This is a genomic window from Candidatus Nitrosopumilus sp., from assembly GCF_040878665.1.
In the GTDB taxonomy this organism is placed as follows: domain Archaea; phylum Thermoproteota; class Nitrososphaeria; order Nitrososphaerales; family Nitrosopumilaceae; genus Nitrosopumilus.
Genome location: NZ_JBBDLU010000003.1, coordinates 1 through 17,914, shown reverse-complemented (window position 1 = coordinate 17,914; position 17,914 = coordinate 1). Strand labels below are relative to the sequence as shown.

The 17,914-nt window shown below is 34.1% G+C and carries 23 protein-coding genes, 2 tRNA genes and 1 pseudogene; 11 read left to right on the top strand and 15 right to left on the bottom strand.

What is annotated here, in order from left to right:
• Positions 1–30: 30 nt before the first annotated feature.
• Positions 31–357: a thioredoxin gene (gene trxA, locus WDZ98_RS02615; RefSeq protein WP_368056888.1), complete on the top strand. Its 327-nt coding sequence runs from the start codon at positions 31–33 to the stop codon at positions 355–357.
• A 132-nt stretch (positions 358–489) separates the two neighbouring features.
• Here the strand turns inward: trxA (WDZ98_RS02615) and WDZ98_RS02610 are convergent, their stop codons facing one another.
• Entirely contained in the window at positions 490–894 is a 405-nt protein-coding gene (locus WDZ98_RS02610; RefSeq protein WP_368056887.1) for a hypothetical protein, read from the bottom strand.
• 82 nt (positions 895–976) lie between these two features.
• Here WDZ98_RS02610 and WDZ98_RS02605 point away from each other — a divergent pair, with 82 nt between their 5' ends.
• On the top strand, positions 977–1,924 hold the full coding sequence (locus WDZ98_RS02605) for a calcium/sodium antiporter (RefSeq protein WP_368056886.1): 948 nt from the start codon (positions 977–979) through the stop codon (positions 1,922–1,924).
• A gap of 176 nt (positions 1,925–2,100) precedes the next feature.
• Complete coding sequence (locus tag WDZ98_RS02600; RefSeq protein ID WP_368056885.1) at positions 2,101–2,631, top strand: zinc-ribbon domain-containing protein; 531 nt, start codon at positions 2,101–2,103, stop codon at positions 2,629–2,631.
• A 25-nt stretch (positions 2,632–2,656) separates the two neighbouring features.
• On the opposite strand, the gene WDZ98_RS02595 is transcribed toward WDZ98_RS02600, so the two are convergent.
• The 4 genes from WDZ98_RS02595 to WDZ98_RS02580 all read right to left on the bottom strand — a co-directional run bounded on the left by WDZ98_RS02595 (position 2,657) and on the right by WDZ98_RS02580 (position 6,199).
• Positions 2,657–3,013 carry a zinc ribbon domain-containing protein gene (locus WDZ98_RS02595; RefSeq protein WP_368056884.1) on the bottom strand — a complete coding sequence of 119 codons (357 nt, stop codon included), beginning with the start codon at positions 3,011–3,013 and terminating at the stop codon, positions 2,657–2,659.
• A gap of 108 nt (positions 3,014–3,121) precedes the next feature.
• The gene (locus tag WDZ98_RS02590; protein WP_368056883.1) at positions 3,122–4,615 is read right to left on the bottom strand and encodes an ATP-binding protein; all 1,494 of its coding nucleotides are present in this window, start codon (positions 4,613–4,615) and stop codon (positions 3,122–3,124) included.
• Positions 4,616–4,812: 197 nt separating this feature from the next.
• Positions 4,813–4,884 (bottom strand) — tRNA-Ala (locus tag WDZ98_RS02585).
• A gap of 73 nt (positions 4,885–4,957) precedes the next feature.
• Positions 4,958–6,199: a sensor histidine kinase gene (locus WDZ98_RS02580; RefSeq protein ID WP_368056882.1), complete on the bottom strand. Its 1,242-nt coding sequence runs from the start codon at positions 6,197–6,199 to the stop codon at positions 4,958–4,960.
• Positions 6,200–6,305: 106 nt separating this feature from the next.
• Here WDZ98_RS02580 and WDZ98_RS02575 point away from each other — a divergent pair, with 106 nt between their 5' ends.
• Together WDZ98_RS02575 and WDZ98_RS02570 are read left to right on the top strand one after the other, a co-directional pair.
• Positions 6,306–7,709: a dihydroorotase family protein gene (locus tag WDZ98_RS02575; protein ID WP_368056881.1), complete on the top strand. Its 1,404-nt coding sequence runs from the start codon at positions 6,306–6,308 to the stop codon at positions 7,707–7,709.
• Positions 7,710–7,794: 85 nt separating this feature from the next.
• Positions 7,795–8,820 (top strand): hypothetical protein, encoded by a 1,026-nt coding sequence (locus tag WDZ98_RS02570; RefSeq protein ID WP_368056880.1) that lies wholly within the window; start codon positions 7,795–7,797, stop codon positions 8,818–8,820.
• A 1-nt stretch (position 8,821) separates the two neighbouring features.
• Here WDZ98_RS02570 and rpiA read toward each other — a convergent pair whose 3' ends face one another.
• The 7 genes from rpiA to WDZ98_RS02535 all read right to left on the bottom strand — a co-directional run bounded on the left by rpiA (position 8,822) and on the right by WDZ98_RS02535 (position 12,620).
• Positions 8,822–9,496, bottom strand: coding sequence for a ribose-5-phosphate isomerase RpiA (gene rpiA, locus WDZ98_RS02565; RefSeq protein ID WP_368056879.1), 675 nt, complete (start codon positions 9,494–9,496; stop codon positions 8,822–8,824).
• A complete protein-coding gene (locus WDZ98_RS02560; protein ID WP_368056878.1) occupies positions 9,497–10,441 on the bottom strand; it encodes a hypothetical protein in 945 nt (314 codons plus the stop codon).
• Complete coding sequence (locus WDZ98_RS02555; RefSeq protein ID WP_368056877.1) at positions 10,442–10,609, bottom strand: 50S ribosomal protein L37e; 168 nt, start codon at positions 10,607–10,609, stop codon at positions 10,442–10,444.
• A 10-nt stretch (positions 10,610–10,619) separates the two neighbouring features.
• A complete protein-coding gene (locus tag WDZ98_RS02550) occupies positions 10,620–10,853 on the bottom strand; it encodes an LSm family protein (protein WP_368056876.1) in 234 nt (77 codons plus the stop codon).
• Between the two features lie 57 nt (positions 10,854–10,910).
• Entirely contained in the window at positions 10,911–11,633 is a 723-nt protein-coding gene (locus tag WDZ98_RS02545) for a creatininase family protein (protein ID WP_368056875.1), read from the bottom strand.
• Positions 11,634–11,638: 5 nt separating this feature from the next.
• Positions 11,639–12,481 carry a formyltetrahydrofolate deformylase gene (locus WDZ98_RS02540; RefSeq protein ID WP_368056874.1) on the bottom strand — a complete coding sequence of 281 codons (843 nt, stop codon included), beginning with the start codon at positions 12,479–12,481 and terminating at the stop codon, positions 11,639–11,641.
• Positions 12,482–12,532: 51 nt separating this feature from the next.
• Positions 12,533–12,620: transfer RNA gene (locus WDZ98_RS02535), tRNA-Leu, on the bottom strand.
• Positions 12,621–12,667: 47 nt separating this feature from the next.
• Here WDZ98_RS02535 and glmM point away from each other — a divergent pair.
• The 6 genes from glmM to infB all read left to right on the top strand — a co-directional run bounded on the left by glmM (position 12,668) and on the right by infB (position 17,073).
• Positions 12,668–14,017 (top strand): phosphoglucosamine mutase, encoded by a 1,350-nt coding sequence (glmM, locus tag WDZ98_RS02530; RefSeq protein ID WP_368056873.1) that lies wholly within the window; start codon positions 12,668–12,670, stop codon positions 14,015–14,017.
• 62 nt (positions 14,018–14,079) lie between these two features.
• Positions 14,080–14,466, top strand: coding sequence for a 50S ribosomal protein L7Ae (rpl7ae, locus tag WDZ98_RS02525; RefSeq protein WP_368056872.1), 387 nt, complete (start codon positions 14,080–14,082; stop codon positions 14,464–14,466).
• Positions 14,463–14,672, top strand: coding sequence for a 30S ribosomal protein S28e (locus tag WDZ98_RS02520; RefSeq protein ID WP_368056871.1), 210 nt, complete (start codon positions 14,463–14,465; stop codon positions 14,670–14,672). The genes rpl7ae and WDZ98_RS02520 overlap by 4 nt, the downstream gene beginning before the upstream one ends.
• 8 nt (positions 14,673–14,680) lie before the next feature.
• On the top strand, positions 14,681–14,881 hold the full coding sequence (locus WDZ98_RS02515) for a 50S ribosomal protein L24e (protein WP_368056870.1): 201 nt from the start codon (positions 14,681–14,683) through the stop codon (positions 14,879–14,881).
• Between the two features lie 2 nt (positions 14,882–14,883).
• A complete protein-coding gene (gene ndk / locus WDZ98_RS02510) occupies positions 14,884–15,285 on the top strand; it encodes a nucleoside-diphosphate kinase (protein ID WP_368056869.1) in 402 nt (133 codons plus the stop codon).
• A gap of 6 nt (positions 15,286–15,291) precedes the next feature.
• Positions 15,292–17,073 (top strand): translation initiation factor IF-2, encoded by a 1,782-nt coding sequence (infB, locus tag WDZ98_RS02505; RefSeq protein ID WP_368056868.1) that lies wholly within the window; start codon positions 15,292–15,294, stop codon positions 17,071–17,073.
• Here the strand turns inward: infB and trxA (WDZ98_RS02500) are convergent.
• From trxA (WDZ98_RS02500) to WDZ98_RS02490, 3 genes and pseudogenes are all read right to left on the bottom strand, one after another.
• Positions 17,070–17,471, bottom strand: a complete 402-nt coding sequence (trxA, locus tag WDZ98_RS02500; RefSeq protein ID WP_368056867.1) for a thioredoxin — start codon at positions 17,469–17,471, stop codon at positions 17,070–17,072. The two genes, infB and trxA (WDZ98_RS02500), sit on opposite strands and share 4 nt — an antisense overlap.
• Positions 17,472–17,515: 44 nt before the next feature.
• A complete protein-coding gene (locus tag WDZ98_RS02495; protein WP_368056866.1) occupies positions 17,516–17,665 on the bottom strand; it encodes a hypothetical protein in 150 nt (49 codons plus the stop codon).
• A 44-nt stretch (positions 17,666–17,709) separates the two neighbouring features.
• Positions 17,710–17,914 (bottom strand): annotated as a pseudogene (locus tag WDZ98_RS02490) (hypothetical protein); the annotation flags it as partial.

The following is a 17,914-nucleotide window of genomic DNA, read 5'->3' as shown; positions in this document are numbered from 1 at the left end:
TTTAGGTACGTTGTATGAAATGATGTTAGAATGGGTATTACACAAATTTCAGATGCAAAATCATGGGAAGTCGATGTGATAAACTCTGACATTCCTGTTTTTGTAGACTTTTGGGCTGAATGGTGCGGTCCATGTAGAATGGTAGGTCCAGTGGTTGAAGAACTGGCATCTGACTATGCTGGTAAAGTAAAATTTGTCAAGGTTAATGTTGATGAAGCCAACGAGTTGGCATCAAAATACAATGTATTTAGTATTCCAACCTTGATCCTTCTTAACAAAGGTGAAATTGTTAGCCAACAAGTAGGTGCAGCTTCTAAAGAATCATACAAAAATATGATTGATAGAGCACTAGGGTAAACATCAAACTCGTTTTTCTTCTTTTTTGATCCATAATATTGTACAATTTTTGCAGTATATGTTATATTAATAAAAATTATTGAACACACTGATACTAGGAATTTTTAAATTTCAATTCCATCAATTTAATTTTTACTGTTTTTTAGATTTTTTGAATTTCTGAAATATCTTAAAACCTGTTTTAGATATTTTAATTTGTTTTACTAATTTCAATGAGATCTTCATAGCTTTGAATCCCACAAATACAGGCATCAATACAAGTAGGGTTATCTCAAGCCAATATTTTCTTACAAATTTTCTTGGATTTTTAATCTCAATATATGCTACAACCAATTCCAGAATCAAAAGGATGACAATAATCCAAAAAATAATGTCAATTATGACCTTTATTTCTTCTGTAATTGGGAATAACGGTTCAGAAATTCCTAATGCAGTATGCTCAATATTGATTAATCCAAAAAAGAATATCAGAATTAATGCAAATGTAGAAAAGCTTAATCCTTTCTTGAATGCTGGCGATAAAATGAAACTAGACAAAATACAACAAAATTAACACAATGCTCTTTTTTTAGGTTCCTGAATAATTCTGGTTTATTTACTGGAATAATTTATGAATGCAGTGGAATTAATTTTTAACTTTTTACTTGTTGGAGCTGGTCTTGCAATGCTTTATTTCGGTGCAGAATGGCTAATCAGAGGTTCAATATCAATATCAAATAAGTTCGGTGTAAGTCAACTAGTAATTGGTTTAACTGTTGTAGCATTTGGAACATCTGCGCCAGAACTTGCTGTGAGTGTTTCTTCTGCAATACAAGGTCTATCTGATGTAGCTTTAGGAAACGTGGTTGGCAGTAACATTGTAAACATTGGTGCAATTCTTGGTATTTCTGCGATAATTAGCCCCATTGTTGTTTCAAAGTCAACAATAAAAAAGGAAATTCCAATCATGGTTGGGGTTTCCTTTCTTTTACTTGCAATAATACTAGATGGTAAGATTGATTTTGTTGATGGGGCATTACTGGTTATTGGAATTATAGTTTTTACTGGGTATAGTTATCATAGTTCAAAAAAAGATACTGATATTGAAACGATTCAAACTTCTCAAATATTACATAAAAACATCATTTCTAAGTCCATCGTCTTTATTGCAGCCGGATTATCCCTCTTAACTATAGGATCTTTTCTTACTGTAGATAATGCAGTAATCATAGGAAATAATTTTGGAATATCTGAATTGTTCATGGGATTAACTGTAGTTGCAATAGGTACTTCACTTCCAGAATTAATCACATCAATAGTTGCTGCCAAAAAAGGACATACTGATCTTAGTGTAGGAAACATTGTTGGAAGTAACATCTTCAATATTATGGCAATACTAGGAATCTCTTCTTTGATTTCAGGTATCACTGTTAGTGAACAAGTCCTAATTGATGTTGGAATCATGTTAGCATTTAGTTTGGTATTGATCCCAATCATGCGTAGTGGTTTTACCATTTCAAGAAAGGAAGGAATGTTACTCATTGCAGGCTATGTTGGCTATGTCATATTTTTACTCTACAGACAATAATAGAAAAATTGAAAATACTGATCATTTTAAGAACGGTCTTAACATTTAACCTGAATTAAAATGGATTGAGAATTAGTTTTACCTAAGAATTTTTGTGCATGAAAAATCAATAAAAGCAAAGCATCATCAACAAAATGATCCTAAAGTAATTAATATTCCAAAAATCAAGTGTGGTTATGTCATTTGGTGAAGTAGATACACTCAACATGCTCTTTGACAAACTGCAAAGTTTGTTTGATGAATCTCAAGGATACTATGAATCATTTCTAGATACTAACAACATGTACAAGAAAGGTTTACTCAGTGACAAAGAATTCTTTGAAAAACTAGGTGATTATACTGTAGCATATTCTGCCTTAGAGTTTCTAGCTATCAAAGTAATATTTGAATTAAAAAAATCAGTCAAAAGCGGTTCTGGAAATACACAATCACCTGGTTTGATGCCAGGGATGGGAAATCCTGGAATGATGGCAGGCGGAATGGGTGCACCACCAAGATCTGGTACTGCACAAAATCCAGTAGGTGGAGGACCACCTGGAATTGTTTCTGCAAAAGAAGCATTTGGAGATGTTGGAACCTTACCGTCACCTGATCCATCTTTGATGCCAAGACGAACTGTACAACAAAGTGGAAATGGATGTTCTTCATGTGGAGTAGAACTTAGACCAAATGCAAAGTTTTGTACAAAGTGTGGCTCTAAAGCATAAAATAATAATTAAAAAATAATTTTTCTTACTGTGTTGTACCGCATTCGGGACAGAATTTTGCAGTAGCTGAAATACTTGCACCACATTCAGAACAAAAGTTTCCATCCACTCTTTGTTCTTTGTATGCATTTCCAATATTTGCTGAGCTTTTTACTGCACCCGATGGTTCGTATTTATCATCATCGATCAAAACAGGTTCAAAATCTTGCTCTGTCAAGAATGTCATCATTCTTGGAATTCCATTCCCCTCATTTTTTGGATCTGGAACTGAATCTCCTAACCAAAATGCAAATCTCATTAGAGTTAACTCTGGAGTGGAGAATGCTAGAGTATGCTTTGACATGTAATCTTGTGCAGCTTTTTTTCCGTCAAAGACTTCCATGTTAATTGTATTTTTTATTTATGTATAATAGTTTCTGGAATCACTTTTTTGGTGTCTTGTAGGCACAAAACTAAATTCAATACTTTTACTCTTTTGTATTCCTGACACTCAAATAATTGGTATCTGAATATGAATTTCTGAACCTTTGCTACTTCCATTTGATTCTGCCCAAATTTTTCCATTATGATTTTCTATGATGATCTTAGATAGTGACAAACCTATGCCTGATCCTCCATGTTCTCTAGTTGATGTGGTATCTACTTGGTAATACTTTACAAAAATTTTATCTATGTTTTCTTTTGAAATACCTATCCCATTATCTTTGATAACAATATGAGCAGTGTTTTTAATTCTGTTTGTAATGATGTCTATTTTACCTTCTTGTGTTGGACAAAAATCAATTGCGTTACTCAGTATGTTTATCATTACTTGATTTATTCTTCCTTTATCGCAATTACACCTTAGATTTTTTTCAAGTGATTCTGCAATTGTAATGTTCTTCTTATTAAACTCATCTTGTAATTGTTCTATACTCTCCTTGACAATTAGTGATATGTCATTTATTTCCATGTTAAATTTCAATTGCTTCATCTCTATTCTGTTGATATCTAGAATGTCTGTGACTATGTTTTGCATTTTTAGACAGCTATTTTTTATCCTCAATAATCGTTCCATTTGATTTTCATTCAAGGATCCAAAGTTTTTTGATAAAAGTAAATCCACATATCCGATTATTGGAACAAGTGGTGTTTTTAGCTCATGTGTGATCATAGCTGAAAAATCCTTCTTCATGTTGTCTATTTTGTTTATCTCTGACACCATCATCTTAAAATCCTGTATCAATTCCTTGATTTCATCTGGTCCCTTTACTGTAATGTTTACATCAAAATCTCCTTTGGCAATTTGTTTTGCTGATCTTCTTAAATCGTTGATTGGCGTTGCTAGTCTTTTTGAAAAGAATATTCCTAGAAAAATAGATAAAGCTACTAAAATTGGAAAAATAATCTCTAATACTATCGTACCTTCTTTTGTCACTCTATCTATGTTTGAAGACAATAACAATGATGTGCTCTCTAATGATTTGATATCGTTATCATACTCTAAATTATTGTTCTCTGCGTGATGTTTTAAAGACTCTGTGTATAGTAATTTTTGTTCAGTATACGCATCACTTTCCAAAATTGATATGGCTTGCTCATATAGTCCCTCATCTGTAAGCCTTATCGCATCATTTTCCATGTTGACAAGTTGAATGTTTATTTTGTCTAATTCAGAAAAAATACTGTTATTTGCATTACTGTATGGCTCTTTGATTAATTTATCTAAAATTGGTTCAGTCTGAAGATACCTTGTTTTCCATTTCTCATCCTGAGTAAAAACATAATTCCTTGCTGATTGTGTCAAAATTTCATCATAATATATTATCAATCTATCACTTTCTAAAATGGATGCTTTTGTTTTAAAATCTTCAATTGATTCTGGAACTGCGGTTTTAAGTGAATCTATAATTGTAATAAACTGGTATAGCGAAACTATTCCAATAACCCCAGATATTGCAGTGATTATGAGAAATCCTATAATGAGACTGTGTGAAAATTGCATATATTATTAATTTCATATTCATTGATGACACTATCAATGTAAAATTATGATTTAATTGGTGAATGATAGTGTACTTCTAAAATCATGTATGTGTACAAACAATTATGATATTGTTATAACCACATTTTTTTAGATTTTATATTGTCTGACATATTTTTCAAAATATTTCACAAAAATTATGTCCGAAAACAGAAAAATGGACCGGGAGGGAATTGAACCCTCGACATCCTCGTTGCGAACGAGGCATTATACCACTAAACCACCGGCCCGTAAACTACCTCTTTGCGTTGTTCTTTTATTCATTTTCTCAAAAACTGCCTAAATTCTATCTTCATTATGGAACTACGCTTTAGGTAGTTCTATAGTGAAAGTTGTTGGGTTATTTGTAACAGAAATTTTCCCATTATGTTGTTCGATAATATTTTTACAAATACCTAATCCTAAACCTGTACCTGTTGGTTTTGATGTAAATAATGGTTCAAATACGTGAGGCAAAATATCTCTTGGAATTCCAGAGCCTGAATCAGTAACAGAAATTTTTACCCCAGTATTTGTTTCATCTATTTTAACTGATATTTCTCCATTGTTCTCCATAGCGTACAATGCATTAGTGAATAAATTTACAAAAATTGATTGTAATTTCATATTGTCACATTCTATCACAACATCATTTTGTGGTAGTTTTATTGTTACAGTTTCAGGAAAACTAATACTGGAAACAGATTGATTAAGAATCTGCAACACTGATGATTTAGATACATTCAATTCTTTTGTTCGTGCATATTCTAATACATCATCTATAATATGCGTTATATTTTTGATAGATTTTTTCATTCTATCAAGTACTGTTTGTGTAAATTCATTTTTCTCAACATATTTTACTTCTAACATGTCAAGACTAGATTTGATTACTGTAAGAGGATTTTTCAAGTCGTGAGCTAGTCTTGATGCCATCTGACCGATTGTATAGAGTTTTTCCAATCTTTGTATCTGTCTATTCTCTCGTTTCAGCGTTTGAAATATTGTATAAATTGTTACAACATACACTATTGCATTAATTATAGGTAAAATCAATCCCAAGTTCTCTTTTTGTTTTATTGTTTCATTGGATTTGATTGTGAGTTTTTCTGTTAATGTTTGAGACGCATCAAATAATTCAGCTTCGACTTGTTCTAGTTTGATGATGTATTCACTGGTCATCTTCACACCTGGTTCTTTTAGATTATTAGTAAGAGTTTGTAATTCTAAAAATTTTTTTTCAACAACTAATAAATCTGGCATATCTCTTTCTGGGACTGGTTTTATAGAATCATCTAAAAAAATTCCACCGTATTTTAAAAGTAGAATGTTTTGAGAATATTCATCAAAAATCCTATCAATCTGAATTTTAGATGTGATACCTGCATTATATCTGTCAATTTCATGGAATGTTAGTGCAGCATACATTTCATTTTTACCTGCAATGTTTACATGATTTGTAGAATTTGCTTCTTGAACTTCTATTATGTATAGCGACCCGAAACTAACAGAAATAGTGACAATTTGAGCTACTACTAATAGAGCGATAATCTGTGTTGATCTCACAACAATAATCGATTCTTAACATGCTTTAATCTTATTATTCCAATAACATTTCATTCAAACATGATTATCTTAACGCATAATAGCCTGCAGCGCATAAACTTTCCAGATGACATATGATACTGTAATTGTTGATTCACATGTTATCCTTCCTCAAGGAATGGTGGATAAGAATATCTTAATTGATGAAGGAAAAATTGTAGGATTTACAAATGATACTCCTGCGTGTGACAATAAAATTAATGGCAACGGACTAGTCTCAATACCTGGACCAATTGACACTCATGTTCACTATGGTGTTTATTCTCCAATTAACCAAGCAGCAAAAACTGAATCACATGCTGCAGCAATTGGTGGAATAACTACAATGATGAGAATGCTTCGATTAGGTAATCCATTTTCACAATCATTACAATCTCAACTTGATGCTGCATCTCACAATCATTATATCGATTATACAATACATGCTTCTATTTTTACTCAACAACAAATCAACGAGATGAATTTTTGTATTGAAAAAGGCATCACATCTTTTAAAATTTACATGAATCTTGGGGGAGAAGTCGGTCATGTGTATATGGACATGCCACCTGACTCTACAAGTCTTGTTGCAGCACAAGTAAATGTAACTGATGAGCTAGTCAAACAAACTGTAAAGGCAGCAGCTGAACTTGGTTGTCCTGTTCTAGTTCATGCTGAAGATTATGAATCATGTGGATGTGGAATTAAAACCGCAAAAGAAAAAAATCAAGATGGATTATCTGCATGGTCTTTTAGCCGTTCTCCTGAATTTGAAGCTAAAGCAATTAAAACTGTTTCAAAGTTTGGACGAGATTATGACTGTGTGATTTATTTTGTCCACATTGGCTCTGCCAGAGCACTAGAACAAATTGAAGAAGAGAAAAAACTTGGAACAAAAATTTTTGTCGAGACATGTCCTCACTACCTTACACTCTCTTATGAAAAGCAATCAGGATATCTTGCAAAGGTAATGCCTCCAATTAGAACAGAAGATGATCAAAAGGTAGTTTGGAATGCATTATCTAACAACCATATTGATACAATAGGGACGGATCATGTTGCAAATCAGCTCAAACTAAAGCTTGGCGGTGATAATGTTTGGAGCGCTCTAGCCGGATTTCCAGGCATTGGAACTGTGATTCCTATTCTGCTCAATGATGGAGTTAAGAAAAATAGAATTACTTTGGAGCAGTTTGTTCGATTTACTAGTCAAAATGCTGCTCAAATCTTTGGAATGTATCCACAAAAAGGAACTCTTGAGAAAAATTCTGATGCAGACATTACAATGTTGGATTTGAAAAAAGAGAAAAAAGTCACATCTGATCTGTTTGGAGGATTCTCTGACTATATTGTATACGAGGGAAGAAATCTTACAGGATGGCCTGTTAAAACAATTGTCAGAGGCGAGATTGTTGCTGATAACTTTGAAGTGATTGGAAAACTAGGACATGGCAAACTAGTAGATAGAAAAATTAACCTGTTTTCAAAATAAACTGATTCTTAGATTGGCAAATTTGATTATTTGCGATTACTTTTTATGAGAAAAATATCAAATTGTATTATTGAATTTTCATTTCATGTTTCTATTTATGATGGTTATTACAATTACTTTGAGTCCCACATTTACTAACTCATTTGCTCAAGAGATGACTCCACTTCAACAATGGAAGAAATTTGCTGATCCTGATATGTTAACTTGCAAATCTGGACATTTATTATTACAAAAAAGCAATGGTAACCCTGCATGTGTAATGCCAACTACATATTTGAAATTAGTTGAGAGAGGATATGCCCCTCATAATCAATCAATCATGGACAAAAATCCAGAGATGATGAACAGTCTGATGAATAGCATGGTAACAAATGAGAATCTAATGTATCACTGGCATGAAATGATGCAAAAAAATCCTATAATTATGAAGAGTACAATTAATGATTGGGTTTCTCAAATGAAAAAAAACCCTGAATTATTAAAAAATATGTTAGCTCCAATGACTAGTGATCCTCAATTACGTGAGAAAATGATTCATACAATGAAGAATCATCCTAACATGGAAACTCATCTGAAAATGAATTCACAATGGATGGATTCTATTCATCAACCAATGAATGTAAGCATGAATCATGACTCATCAACATGTGATAGTAAAAATGATTCAATGGATAATCACACTAGCTCAATGAGTTGTGGAATGGATCATGATAACTCAAGCATGGGCCATGATAAAGGTATGAGCCACGGTGACTCTGAGATGGGATGTCCAATGTGTGAGAAAATGCAAGAAAAAATGAGATTGGATAACTGCCCATGGTGTCCTAATTACACTTCACACTCAATGAACTCTCATACTATGTCTAGTTCTGATAAAATGATGGACATGATTCATTATGTGTGGATAAATTCCAAGATGGCTAAAGACATGCATACAATGATGATGGAGGATCCTTCTCACATAGCTATAATGTCTCATCAAATGATGGAACCTATGCTTAATGGAGTAATGGATGATGCTGATTTGAGAGATCAAATGATCGAATTGCTGTTACAGCATAAAGATTTCATGAACTCCATTAGACATGATAATCCTGATGCAGGACACTAATCTAAAGAATATCGAATTTACCCTTGTCTTTGGCTTTGTAAATTACATCAGGCTTTCTCAAGAATATTCCTGACTCTAAAACACCGGCTGTCTGTTTAATTTTTTGACTAAGTGTTTTTGGATCTTTTATTATTCCAAAATCACAATCCAAAATTATGTTTCCATTTTCTGTAAAGAATGGATATCCTCTATCTAGTGTTCGTATGTGTACTTTACCACCTAACTTTTTAATTGAATTAGTAGCTGAACTTCTTGCTAGTGGATGAACTTCTACTGGCACGGTTCTTGTGAAATTTTTTACAAATTTTGTCTTGTCTGCCATCACAACAACTTTCTTTGCAAGACTAAATAGAATATTCTCTCGTAATAATGCGCCACCACCACCTTTGATTACAAATTTTTGTGAATCAACCTGGTCTGCACCATCAAATACCACATCAATGTATTCTACTTGATCAGCATTCACTAGTGGAATTCCTCCTTTCTCTGCAATTAATTTAATTTGTAATGATGTTGGAATGCCTTGAATGTTATAGTTTTTTAGTTTGATTAATTTTGAAAGTGATTTTACAAGTTCTGTTGCAGCTCGTCCACTGCCTAACCCTATAATGTAATTGTCTTTAACAAACTTTAATGCATCATTTGACAATGCCTTTATGGCATCATCATACGTCAATTATTCTACCTCTGCTTGATCAAGCTTTGATAGAACTCGCATGATGTCGCCTTTGATTTTATCTAAATCATCTGCATCTTCATCAAAGTCATCATCTAATGTAGTTAGTTTTTGTACTGTTGGTTCTGGAAGTGCTTTGTGCTCTGTAATTTTTGTAACTTCTTTGTTTATGTCTGGTTTAGTCTCAAATGTAATCTCTGGTTTTTGTGTAACTGATTGAATGATCTCAATTTTGTCCTCCACTTTTGGTTTTGGTTGTATGATTTCTTGCACAATTTCCTCTTTTGGTTTGATTAACTCTGTTTGAACTACTCTTGGTTGTGGCATTGGTTTTATGACTTGTTTTGCTGCTTCAAACATTGGGAACTTTGGTTCTGTTTTTGAAATGTTTGTTAATGTCGTTATCTCAAATGACTGTCTTGATTTTGTAGGAACTTCAATTGATTCTACTTTGTTTTCTTTTGGTTTAGAAAAGTCAAATATGTTTGAGGTTTTTTGTTTTGACTCTTGCTCTACTTTTTGTTCTTTTACTGGTGTTTCAACTTTAGTAATTATCTTTGATGATAATTCGTATAATCTATCATCTAGTTTTGATAATTTCTGATCCATCAATGTAATCAAACCATCACCAATTGGACCCAGGTCTGGGTGATGACTTGCTTGCTCTAATTTTTCCAGTCTAGCTAAAATAACTCCCAACTGATGTTGGTATTTTAGCAATAACTTGTCTTTTTGAATTTTAGAAAATTCTGAGTCTGTTTGGTATAATCTTGAAATAGTTTTAGTTAGAATGTCTTTTTCAATTTTCAATGAATTGATTTGATTTTTGATGTGTGAGCTGGCACCAAGGCTGAGTAATTGATTTTTGTCTCTAGGCATTTTTCGTACAGCAGCTGCTGTAGCAACACCTGCTAATGAACTAAGAATAAGAACAATTTCTTGCATCTATGTATACCATTTAATCCAGGAATACTTTCTGCGTTTAGCCTCTGGAAATCCACAACTTGCACATTGGTGGTGACGTTTGTGAAGTGAGTTTTTACCACATCGTCTACATCTAATGTGAACTTTCTTCTTTGTAAAACCACCCATAGAAGTTGTGCCTCGAGTCATTACAAATCACCTAATGTGCTGGTGGAGGAGATATCATTACGACATTGTCTCCTCTGACTACGATGCTTCCAAGGCTCTTAGAATCGCCTTCAGATGGGATTTCCTCTGAAGAATCGAGTAGCAGGTTCATGTGTTGGTCAAAACCAAGAAGAGTACCTCTAATGGTCTTGTTTCCTTTGAGTTTTATCAATACTACTTGATTGATACTCTCATCCAATACTTTTACTGCCATATCAACGGACATCTATTTCACTTATTGACCATGCTATCAAGGGATTATATTAAATTTCCATTGGTGTAACTAAGAGCTATGCCCAGTAAGGCAAGTTTGACACTTTTTTCCGAGATTTCTGATGATTTCAGATAAAATCATCTCTCCGTGATTTTTTGTAGCTTTTCTTGGATCTCCCCAAATGCCATTTTTCGTAGCTTTGGGAAATGATTGGTTAGCTAATTTGCCAAGTTTTACTATTTCCTGCTTTGTCATTCCATCAGTTGTTATTCCTTTTTTTGCTAATTTCATTTTCACATTTTTTGAAATTGCCAGCATTAGTGATGTCTCTACAAATCCGGCATGATCAAACTCTCTTTGCATAAAATGCCAATATGATAATGGAAATACATGCAGCTTGTTATTTGAGATTTCTTTTAGTTTCACATCTAGATTCTTTATTGGTTTTAAATTTCCATGATGGCCATTAATTATGAAAACTGATTTGATATTATTTGATAATAATGATACACACAAGTCAGTAAGAACAGTACGTAGAGTTGATTCTCTTATACTCAAATTAAAAAATGGTGCATGCTCAAATGAGACTCCGTAGTTGAGTGTAGGTAACAATAGGTATCCATTTTTTTCGGCAATTCTTTTTGCCACCTCAGTTACAATATCAGAGTCAGTTGACACAGGCAAGTGTGGACCGTGTTGTTCAATTGAGCCTACTGGGATCACTGCAGCTTGTTTTTTCTTTGTGATTAATTTTCTAATCTCAGGATCGAATTGAGTTTTGATATTTGCCATCTAATTCACTTTGATTTTATGTGAACTTTTCTCCAACGAACTTCAAGCTTGTTTTCCAAATGCATCTTTATTGCTTTGAGTAATGTATCTGCCTCTAACTTTTGACCATTTGTTTTAATTTTATCCAATGTATCATCTGGGTTTACCTTGAAAGAATCTTGGAAAATAATTGGTCCTTGATCCAAGTTCTCTGTTACATAGTGCGCTGTAACACCAATAATCTTAGTACCTCTCTCATAGGCTTGTGCATAAGCCAAAGCTCCTGGAAATGCAGGTAACAATGATGGATGAATGTTAATTATCCTGTTTGGATATCTCCAAACAAAATTAGGACTAAGTATTCTCATGTATCTTGCAAGTGAGATCAAATCTATGTCGTATTTTTTGCATACTATAATGATTTTCTCTTCTGCTTTTTGTTGATCTTTGTCATCTATTGTAACAAATGGGATCTTTGCTTTTTTTGCTAGTGGTTCTAGCGTTTTTTCTGTACCGATTATAACTGAAATTTTTCCTTTGAGGAATTTCTGACTAGCAAGAATTGTTTGCAGACAAAGTGGTTCTTTTGTTACTAGTACTGCAATATTTTTCTCTGAATTAGTCTCGTGATGTGTACTTACATCCATTTTTTCTTTCTTGGCTAAGCTTTGAATCTCTACATCAAATTTTTTTACATCGACTGTTTTTGAAAAAGATACTTCTAGATACATTCCGAAAAGACCCTTGATTACATTTTGATTCACTTTCTCAATGTTTCCACCTTTAGAGAATGCAAAATTTGTAAACGTAGCTACAATTCCTTCTCTATCCTTACCTACAACTGTAATTCCTACCACTGTTTTTTTCATGACTTGTTTGCTGAAGATTTTCTCATTATTAATCATTAAGTGAAATCATAATGGTGCGGGAGGTGGGATTTGAACCCACGAAATCCTAAGATATAGGGTCCTAAGCCCTACGCCTTTGACCAGGCTGGGCGACTCCCGCAACGGAGTTGCCATTAAACACAAATTTATCTATTATTGCACAGTATTGTGGCGAAATTTTTCGGAACAAATGGAATTCGTGGAGTGTTCTCTGAAGATCTCACATTAGAATTTGTTCATGATATGACTTTGGCAATTGGAACTTATTTTGAAAAAGGACCAATATTGATTGGATATGATGGAAGAGAATCAAGTCCTGTTATTTGTAAAGTTGTAAGTGCTGCTCTTAATTCAATAGGAATTGATTGCAATGTTGCAGGAATTGTTCCTACCCCTTGTCTTGAATTTGCAGTAAAGAGTTTGGGATATTCTGGTGGACTGATGATCACCGCATCTCACAATCCACCACAATACAATGGAATCAAACCTGCTGCAAAAGATGGAGTTGAGATCTCACGCGGAGATGAATTAATCATTGAAGACATCTATATGCAAAAAAGATGGATAACAAATCCTGAGAAATGGGGAATTACAGGAACAGAAGATAGAGCAATTCAAACATATGTGAATGGAATTGTTTCACATGTTGATTCTAAACTAATAGAATCAAAACACTTCAAAGTTGTTTTAGATTTAGGTAATGGTGCACAGGCAGTATCTGCTCCTGATTTTTGTAGGATGCTACAGTGTGAAACATTTCTTGTAAATCAAAATATTGACGGTAAATTTCCAGGACGTGGATCAGAGCCTACACCGCAAAATCTTTCTGAACTATCAAAGATTGTAATAGATAACAATGCAGATGTAGGAATTGCATTTGATGGAGACGGTGATCGAAGTATATTCTGTGATAATAATGGTGGTATACTAACTGGTGACAAGTCTGCACTAATTCTTACACAACACATACTAAAGAAAAATCCAAACTCTCTTGTTGTTACTTGCTTGAATTCAGGATCTAACATTGAAGTGTTGGCTGAGAAATTTAATTCCAAAGTAATTCGTACAAAAGTTGGAAGTGTTGAAGTATCACGCAAAATGGTTCCAACTAATGCACTAATTGGATTTGAAGAAAATGGCGGATTTATGTATGGAAAACATAATCAAGTTAGGGATGGATGTATGACTTTGGCATTAATGCTTGATATGTTGGCAAGTACTGAAAAATCTCTTAGTGAAGAGATTGCTAGTTTACCACCATCATTTACAACAAAGGACAAAGTTTCTTGTCCTTCAAAAAAAGTTCCAGAACTAATTTCTTTATTAAAAACCGAGTTTCCAAACTCTGATACTAGTGATGGAATAAAGATTAACTTTGATCCTAAAAACTGGGTAATGGTTAGACCCAGTGGTACTGAACCAATTGTTAGAATCTATGCCGAAGCTGAAAGTCAGGACAAATTGGATACTTTAATGTCAGAATATGTCGCAAAAGTTAGTTCTATCATTTCCAGATAACACTTTTAAAACCAACCGCATCGATGGATAGAATGGAGAATGAACCCTTAGGGTGACGAAGTATGGGAAAATCATATTATGTTAAATTTGAGACGCCAGAAGACCTCGTCGGTCCAATCTTAGAGGCCGTTAGAGTTGCATCTACTAGCGGTAAAGTCAAGAAAGGAACCAACGAAGCAACCAAGGCAATTGAACGTGGAACTAGTAAATTAATTGTAATCGCTGAAGATGTAGAGCCAGCAGAGGTAGTAGCACATCTTCCAATTCTATGTGAGGAACAAGGCGCAGCATATGCCTTTGTACCAAGTAAACAAGAATTAGGCAAATCATTAGGTATTGATATCACTTCTGCCGCTGCAGCAATTTTGGATGCTGGTGATGCACAACACATTGTAGACCAAGTTGTATCAACCATTGCTAAAATTAAAGGCGGTAAGACCGACCAATGAGTACAGTTGAAGAAGTAGTTCAATCTGAAATTATTCAAATTGTTGGAAGAACCGGCATTGCTGGTGAAGTGATTCAAGTTAGAGTTAAAGTTCTTACTGGAAAAGATAGAGGAAGAATTCTTACCAGAAACGTCAAGGGTTCTGTTAGATTAGGAGAAATTCTAATGCTAAGAGAAACAGAGAGAGAAGCAAAGAAAATTCATTAGGTGTTAAGATGAGTCTTTTAGTTAAACCGTGTAGTTTCTGTGACCGACCTGTTGCAAAAGGATCTGGTACTATGCTTGCTAAAAATGATGGAACTGTTCTATGGTTCTGTTCTGCAAAATGCAAAAAAAATATGCTAGATCTTAAACGTGATCCAAGAAAATTAAAGTGGACCAAGAAATACGTCAAAGGCGGAATTCGTAAAAAGTAGAATTGACTGAAAAATCTTTATTCATTGTAAAACCTGACGCTGTAGCTAGAAATCTAGTTGGCGAAGTAGTATCTCGATTTGAAAGAAAGGGATTCAAGCTTTTGAAACTAAAGATGTTTACATTTACTCAAGCACAAGCTGAAAATTTTTACGGTGTACACAAGGACAAACCATTCTTTGGTGAACTAACATCATTTATCACATCAGGACCTGTAGTTGCTGCAATCATTGAAGGCAATAATGCAATTGCTACTACAAGAATAATGATTGGTGCAACAAAATCATTTGAAGCAGATCCTGGCTCTATTAGAGGGGACTTTGGATTAGGATTCAGTGAAAATATTATTCATGCATCTGATTCACAAGAAAGTTTTGATCACGAATCGAGGGTAGCGTTTGAGTGATCTGGTTTGCAAATACGTCAGCCCATAGTGGCAGTTCTTGGTCACGTAGACTCTGGAAAAACATCTCTTTTAGATAGAATACGTGGTACTGGTGTTCAAGGTAGAGAAGCAGGTGGTATCACACAGCATATTGGTGCAAGTTTTCTTCCAACTGAAACAATCAAAGAAACATGTGGTCCATTATACAAAAAACTTGAACAATCAGAAACACAAGTTCCTGGACTTTTAGTAATTGATACTCCAGGACACGAAGTCTTTACAAATCTTCGTACTAGAGGCGGATCAGCTGCTGATATTGCAATTTTGGTAGTTGATGTTAATCGTGGGTTTCAACCACAGACAAATGAGAGCCTAAAAATTCTTCAGAGCAGAAAAGTACCATTTGTTGTTGCATTAAACAAATGTGATCAAATATCTGGATGGCGAAAATCTGAAACTAAATTCATCTCACAGGCAATTAAAGAACAAGATGCATCAATCCAAACTGATCTTGATCAAAAGATCTACGATGTAGTTGGAACTCTATCTATATTGGGATATCAGTCTGAAGCATTTTATCGAGTAAAGGACTTTAAATCAGAAATTGCGATAGTTCCAATCTCTGCAAGATCTGGTGTGGGAATTCCTGAATTGCTAGGCGTTTTGGTGGGTCTAACTCAGCAATATCTTCAAAAAAGACTCAACCAAGAAGAAAAAGAGCCACGTGGTATAGTACTTGAAGTAAAAGATGAAGTGGGCCTAGGACAGACTGCAAATATTATTCTCATTGATGGAATAATCAAAAAAGAAAACAGCATTGTTGTTGCAAAACGAGATGGTGTGATAGTTACAAAACCCAAAGCTCTACTCTTACCAAAACCGCTTGATGAGATGCGTGACCCTCGAGATAAATTCAAACCAGTATCTCAAGTGCAAGCAGCAGCTGGACTGAAAATTGCATCACCTGATCTTGAAGGCGTTTTACCTGGTAGTACTCTTTATGTTGCATCAAATGACGAAGAGATTGCAAGATTTACCAAACTCATTGAATCTGAAATGAAATCTGTTTTTGTCGATACAGAGACTGACGGTATTGTACTCAAATGTGATACTATAGGCTCACTTGAGGCCATAGTTGAAATGCTTAAACGCTCTCAAGTCCCTGTTGCAAAAGCTGACATTGGTCCTGTAAACAGACGAGATGTAATAGAGGCAAAAGCAATCAAAGAAAAAGACAGACATCTTGGTATTGTTTTGGCATTTAATGTCAAAGTATTACCTGATGCAAAAGATGAATCAGAAGCAAGTCACATCAAAATTTTTGAGGACAAAGTAATTTACAGCCTCATTGATAACTACAATGCATGGGTAGAAGAAGACTCTGCACATGCAGAGGACTCTATGTTTGCAGAACTAACACCAATTGCAAAATTTAGTTTTCTTAAGGGAATGGTTTTCCGAAATAACAATCCTGCAGTATTTGGTGTTCGTGTAGATGTGGGAACTCTAAAACATAAAATTCCATTTATGAATATGTCTGGACGCAAAGTAGGTGAGATACATCAACTACAACTAGATAAAAAAACAGTTACAACTGCAAAAACAGGAGATGAGGTTGCATGTTCTGTCAACAATGTAACAATTGGACGACAAATATTTGAAGAAGAAGTATACTATACATTTCCTCCATCACATGAAGCAAAACTACTTCTCAACAAATTCATGCATAAACTTAGTACTGAAGAACAAGAAGTACTAAATGATATTGTAAGAATCCAGCGAGAAAAAGAACCGATATACGGTTACTAACTTGAATGTTTTTTACAAATCATATGAATTCCAGGTGCACCAACTGCTCCCATCATTTTATCTACAATTTGTCCAGATTTGAACATGATAAACGTAGGAATTGATTGCACTGCAAATCTCATCGATATGTTTTGGTTTTGATCCACATTTACTCTTGCAAATTTTACATTGGGGTATTTCTTTGAGAGACTCTCAAAGATTGGATGCATGGATTTACATGGACCGCACCATTCTGCCCAAAAATCTACTAGTGTTGGATTTTCAGCAGATATTACTCTATCAAAATTTGACTCATTCAAGTCAATTATTCCAGGCTCGATTTTAGGCTCGTTTTTTTGTTTTAGCATCTCCTCGAGTTTTTTTTGCATTATTTTTGCAATTTCCGGATCTTCAGACAATACATATCAAAAATTTACTCTACTAAAAAATCTATGTTGAAAAATTAATCTTCTTTTATTTTTGATGTTGTAAAAACTTCAAATCTTCTAGAGTTACAAATAGGACACTGATCAATGTATTTTGTAAAGCTAACAGAAGTATATGCAATTCCACACTCCCCACAAATTCTGAGATTTCTACTTAGTTTGCCCATGTTGATATTCACAAAACATTATGATTAAAACTTAACTTTGTATATTACCAAAATTTCCACCAAGGCTTTGCAGCTGGTTTTACAATCGATTTTTCTATAATCGTACATACTCCATCAATTAATTTTGTTCCTTGTCCACAAATTCCATATTTCTTCTCTTTTTTTGGCTCTTCTGTAATCACTGGTGGTGTAGTTTTTGGCTCTTCTAATCCCACTGCTTGGTAAATAGAATCATACTCTGAGTAATTA

Bases quoted from the DNA above. Each gene is read 5' to 3' on its own strand.
- WDZ98_RS02495 (WP_368056866.1), bottom strand. From the start codon at position 17,665: ATGGGCAAACTAAGTAGAAATCTCAGAATTTGTGGGGAGTGTGGAATT.
- WDZ98_RS02540 (WP_368056874.1), bottom strand. From the start codon at position 12,481: ATGAAAAAAACAGTGGTAGGAATTACAGTTGTAGGTAAGGATAGAGAA.
- WDZ98_RS02590 (WP_368056883.1), bottom strand. From the start codon at position 4,615: ATGCAATTTTCACACAGTCTCATTATAGGATTTCTCATAATCACTGCA.
- WDZ98_RS02570 (WP_368056880.1), top strand. From the start codon at position 7,795: ATGTTTCTATTTATGATGGTTATTACAATTACTTTGAGTCCCACATTT.
- WDZ98_RS02595 (WP_368056884.1), bottom strand. From the start codon at position 3,013: ATGGAAGTCTTTGACGGAAAAAAAGCTGCACAAGATTACATGTCAAAG.
- WDZ98_RS02560 (WP_368056878.1), bottom strand. From the start codon at position 10,441: ATGCAAGAAATTGTTCTTATTCTTAGTTCATTAGCAGGTGTTGCTACA.
- rpl7ae (WP_368056872.1), top strand. From the start codon at position 14,080: ATGGGAAAATCATATTATGTTAAATTTGAGACGCCAGAAGACCTCGTC.
- WDZ98_RS02545 (WP_368056875.1), bottom strand. From the start codon at position 11,633: ATGGCAAATATCAAAACTCAATTCGATCCTGAGATTAGAAAATTAATC.
- WDZ98_RS02575 (WP_368056881.1), top strand. From the start codon at position 6,306: ATGACATATGATACTGTAATTGTTGATTCACATGTTATCCTTCCTCAA.
- WDZ98_RS02515 (WP_368056870.1), top strand. From the start codon at position 14,681: ATGAGTCTTTTAGTTAAACCGTGTAGTTTCTGTGACCGACCTGTTGCA.
- WDZ98_RS02520 (WP_368056871.1), top strand. From the start codon at position 14,463: ATGAGTACAGTTGAAGAAGTAGTTCAATCTGAAATTATTCAAATTGTT.
- WDZ98_RS02550 (WP_368056876.1), bottom strand. From the start codon at position 10,853: ATGTCCGTTGATATGGCAGTAAAAGTATTGGATGAGAGTATCAATCAA.
- WDZ98_RS02600 (WP_368056885.1), top strand. From the start codon at position 2,101: ATGTCATTTGGTGAAGTAGATACACTCAACATGCTCTTTGACAAACTG.
- WDZ98_RS02555 (WP_368056877.1), bottom strand. From the start codon at position 10,609: ATGACTCGAGGCACAACTTCTATGGGTGGTTTTACAAAGAAGAAAGTT.
- trxA (WP_368056888.1), top strand. From the start codon at position 31: ATGGGTATTACACAAATTTCAGATGCAAAATCATGGGAAGTCGATGTG.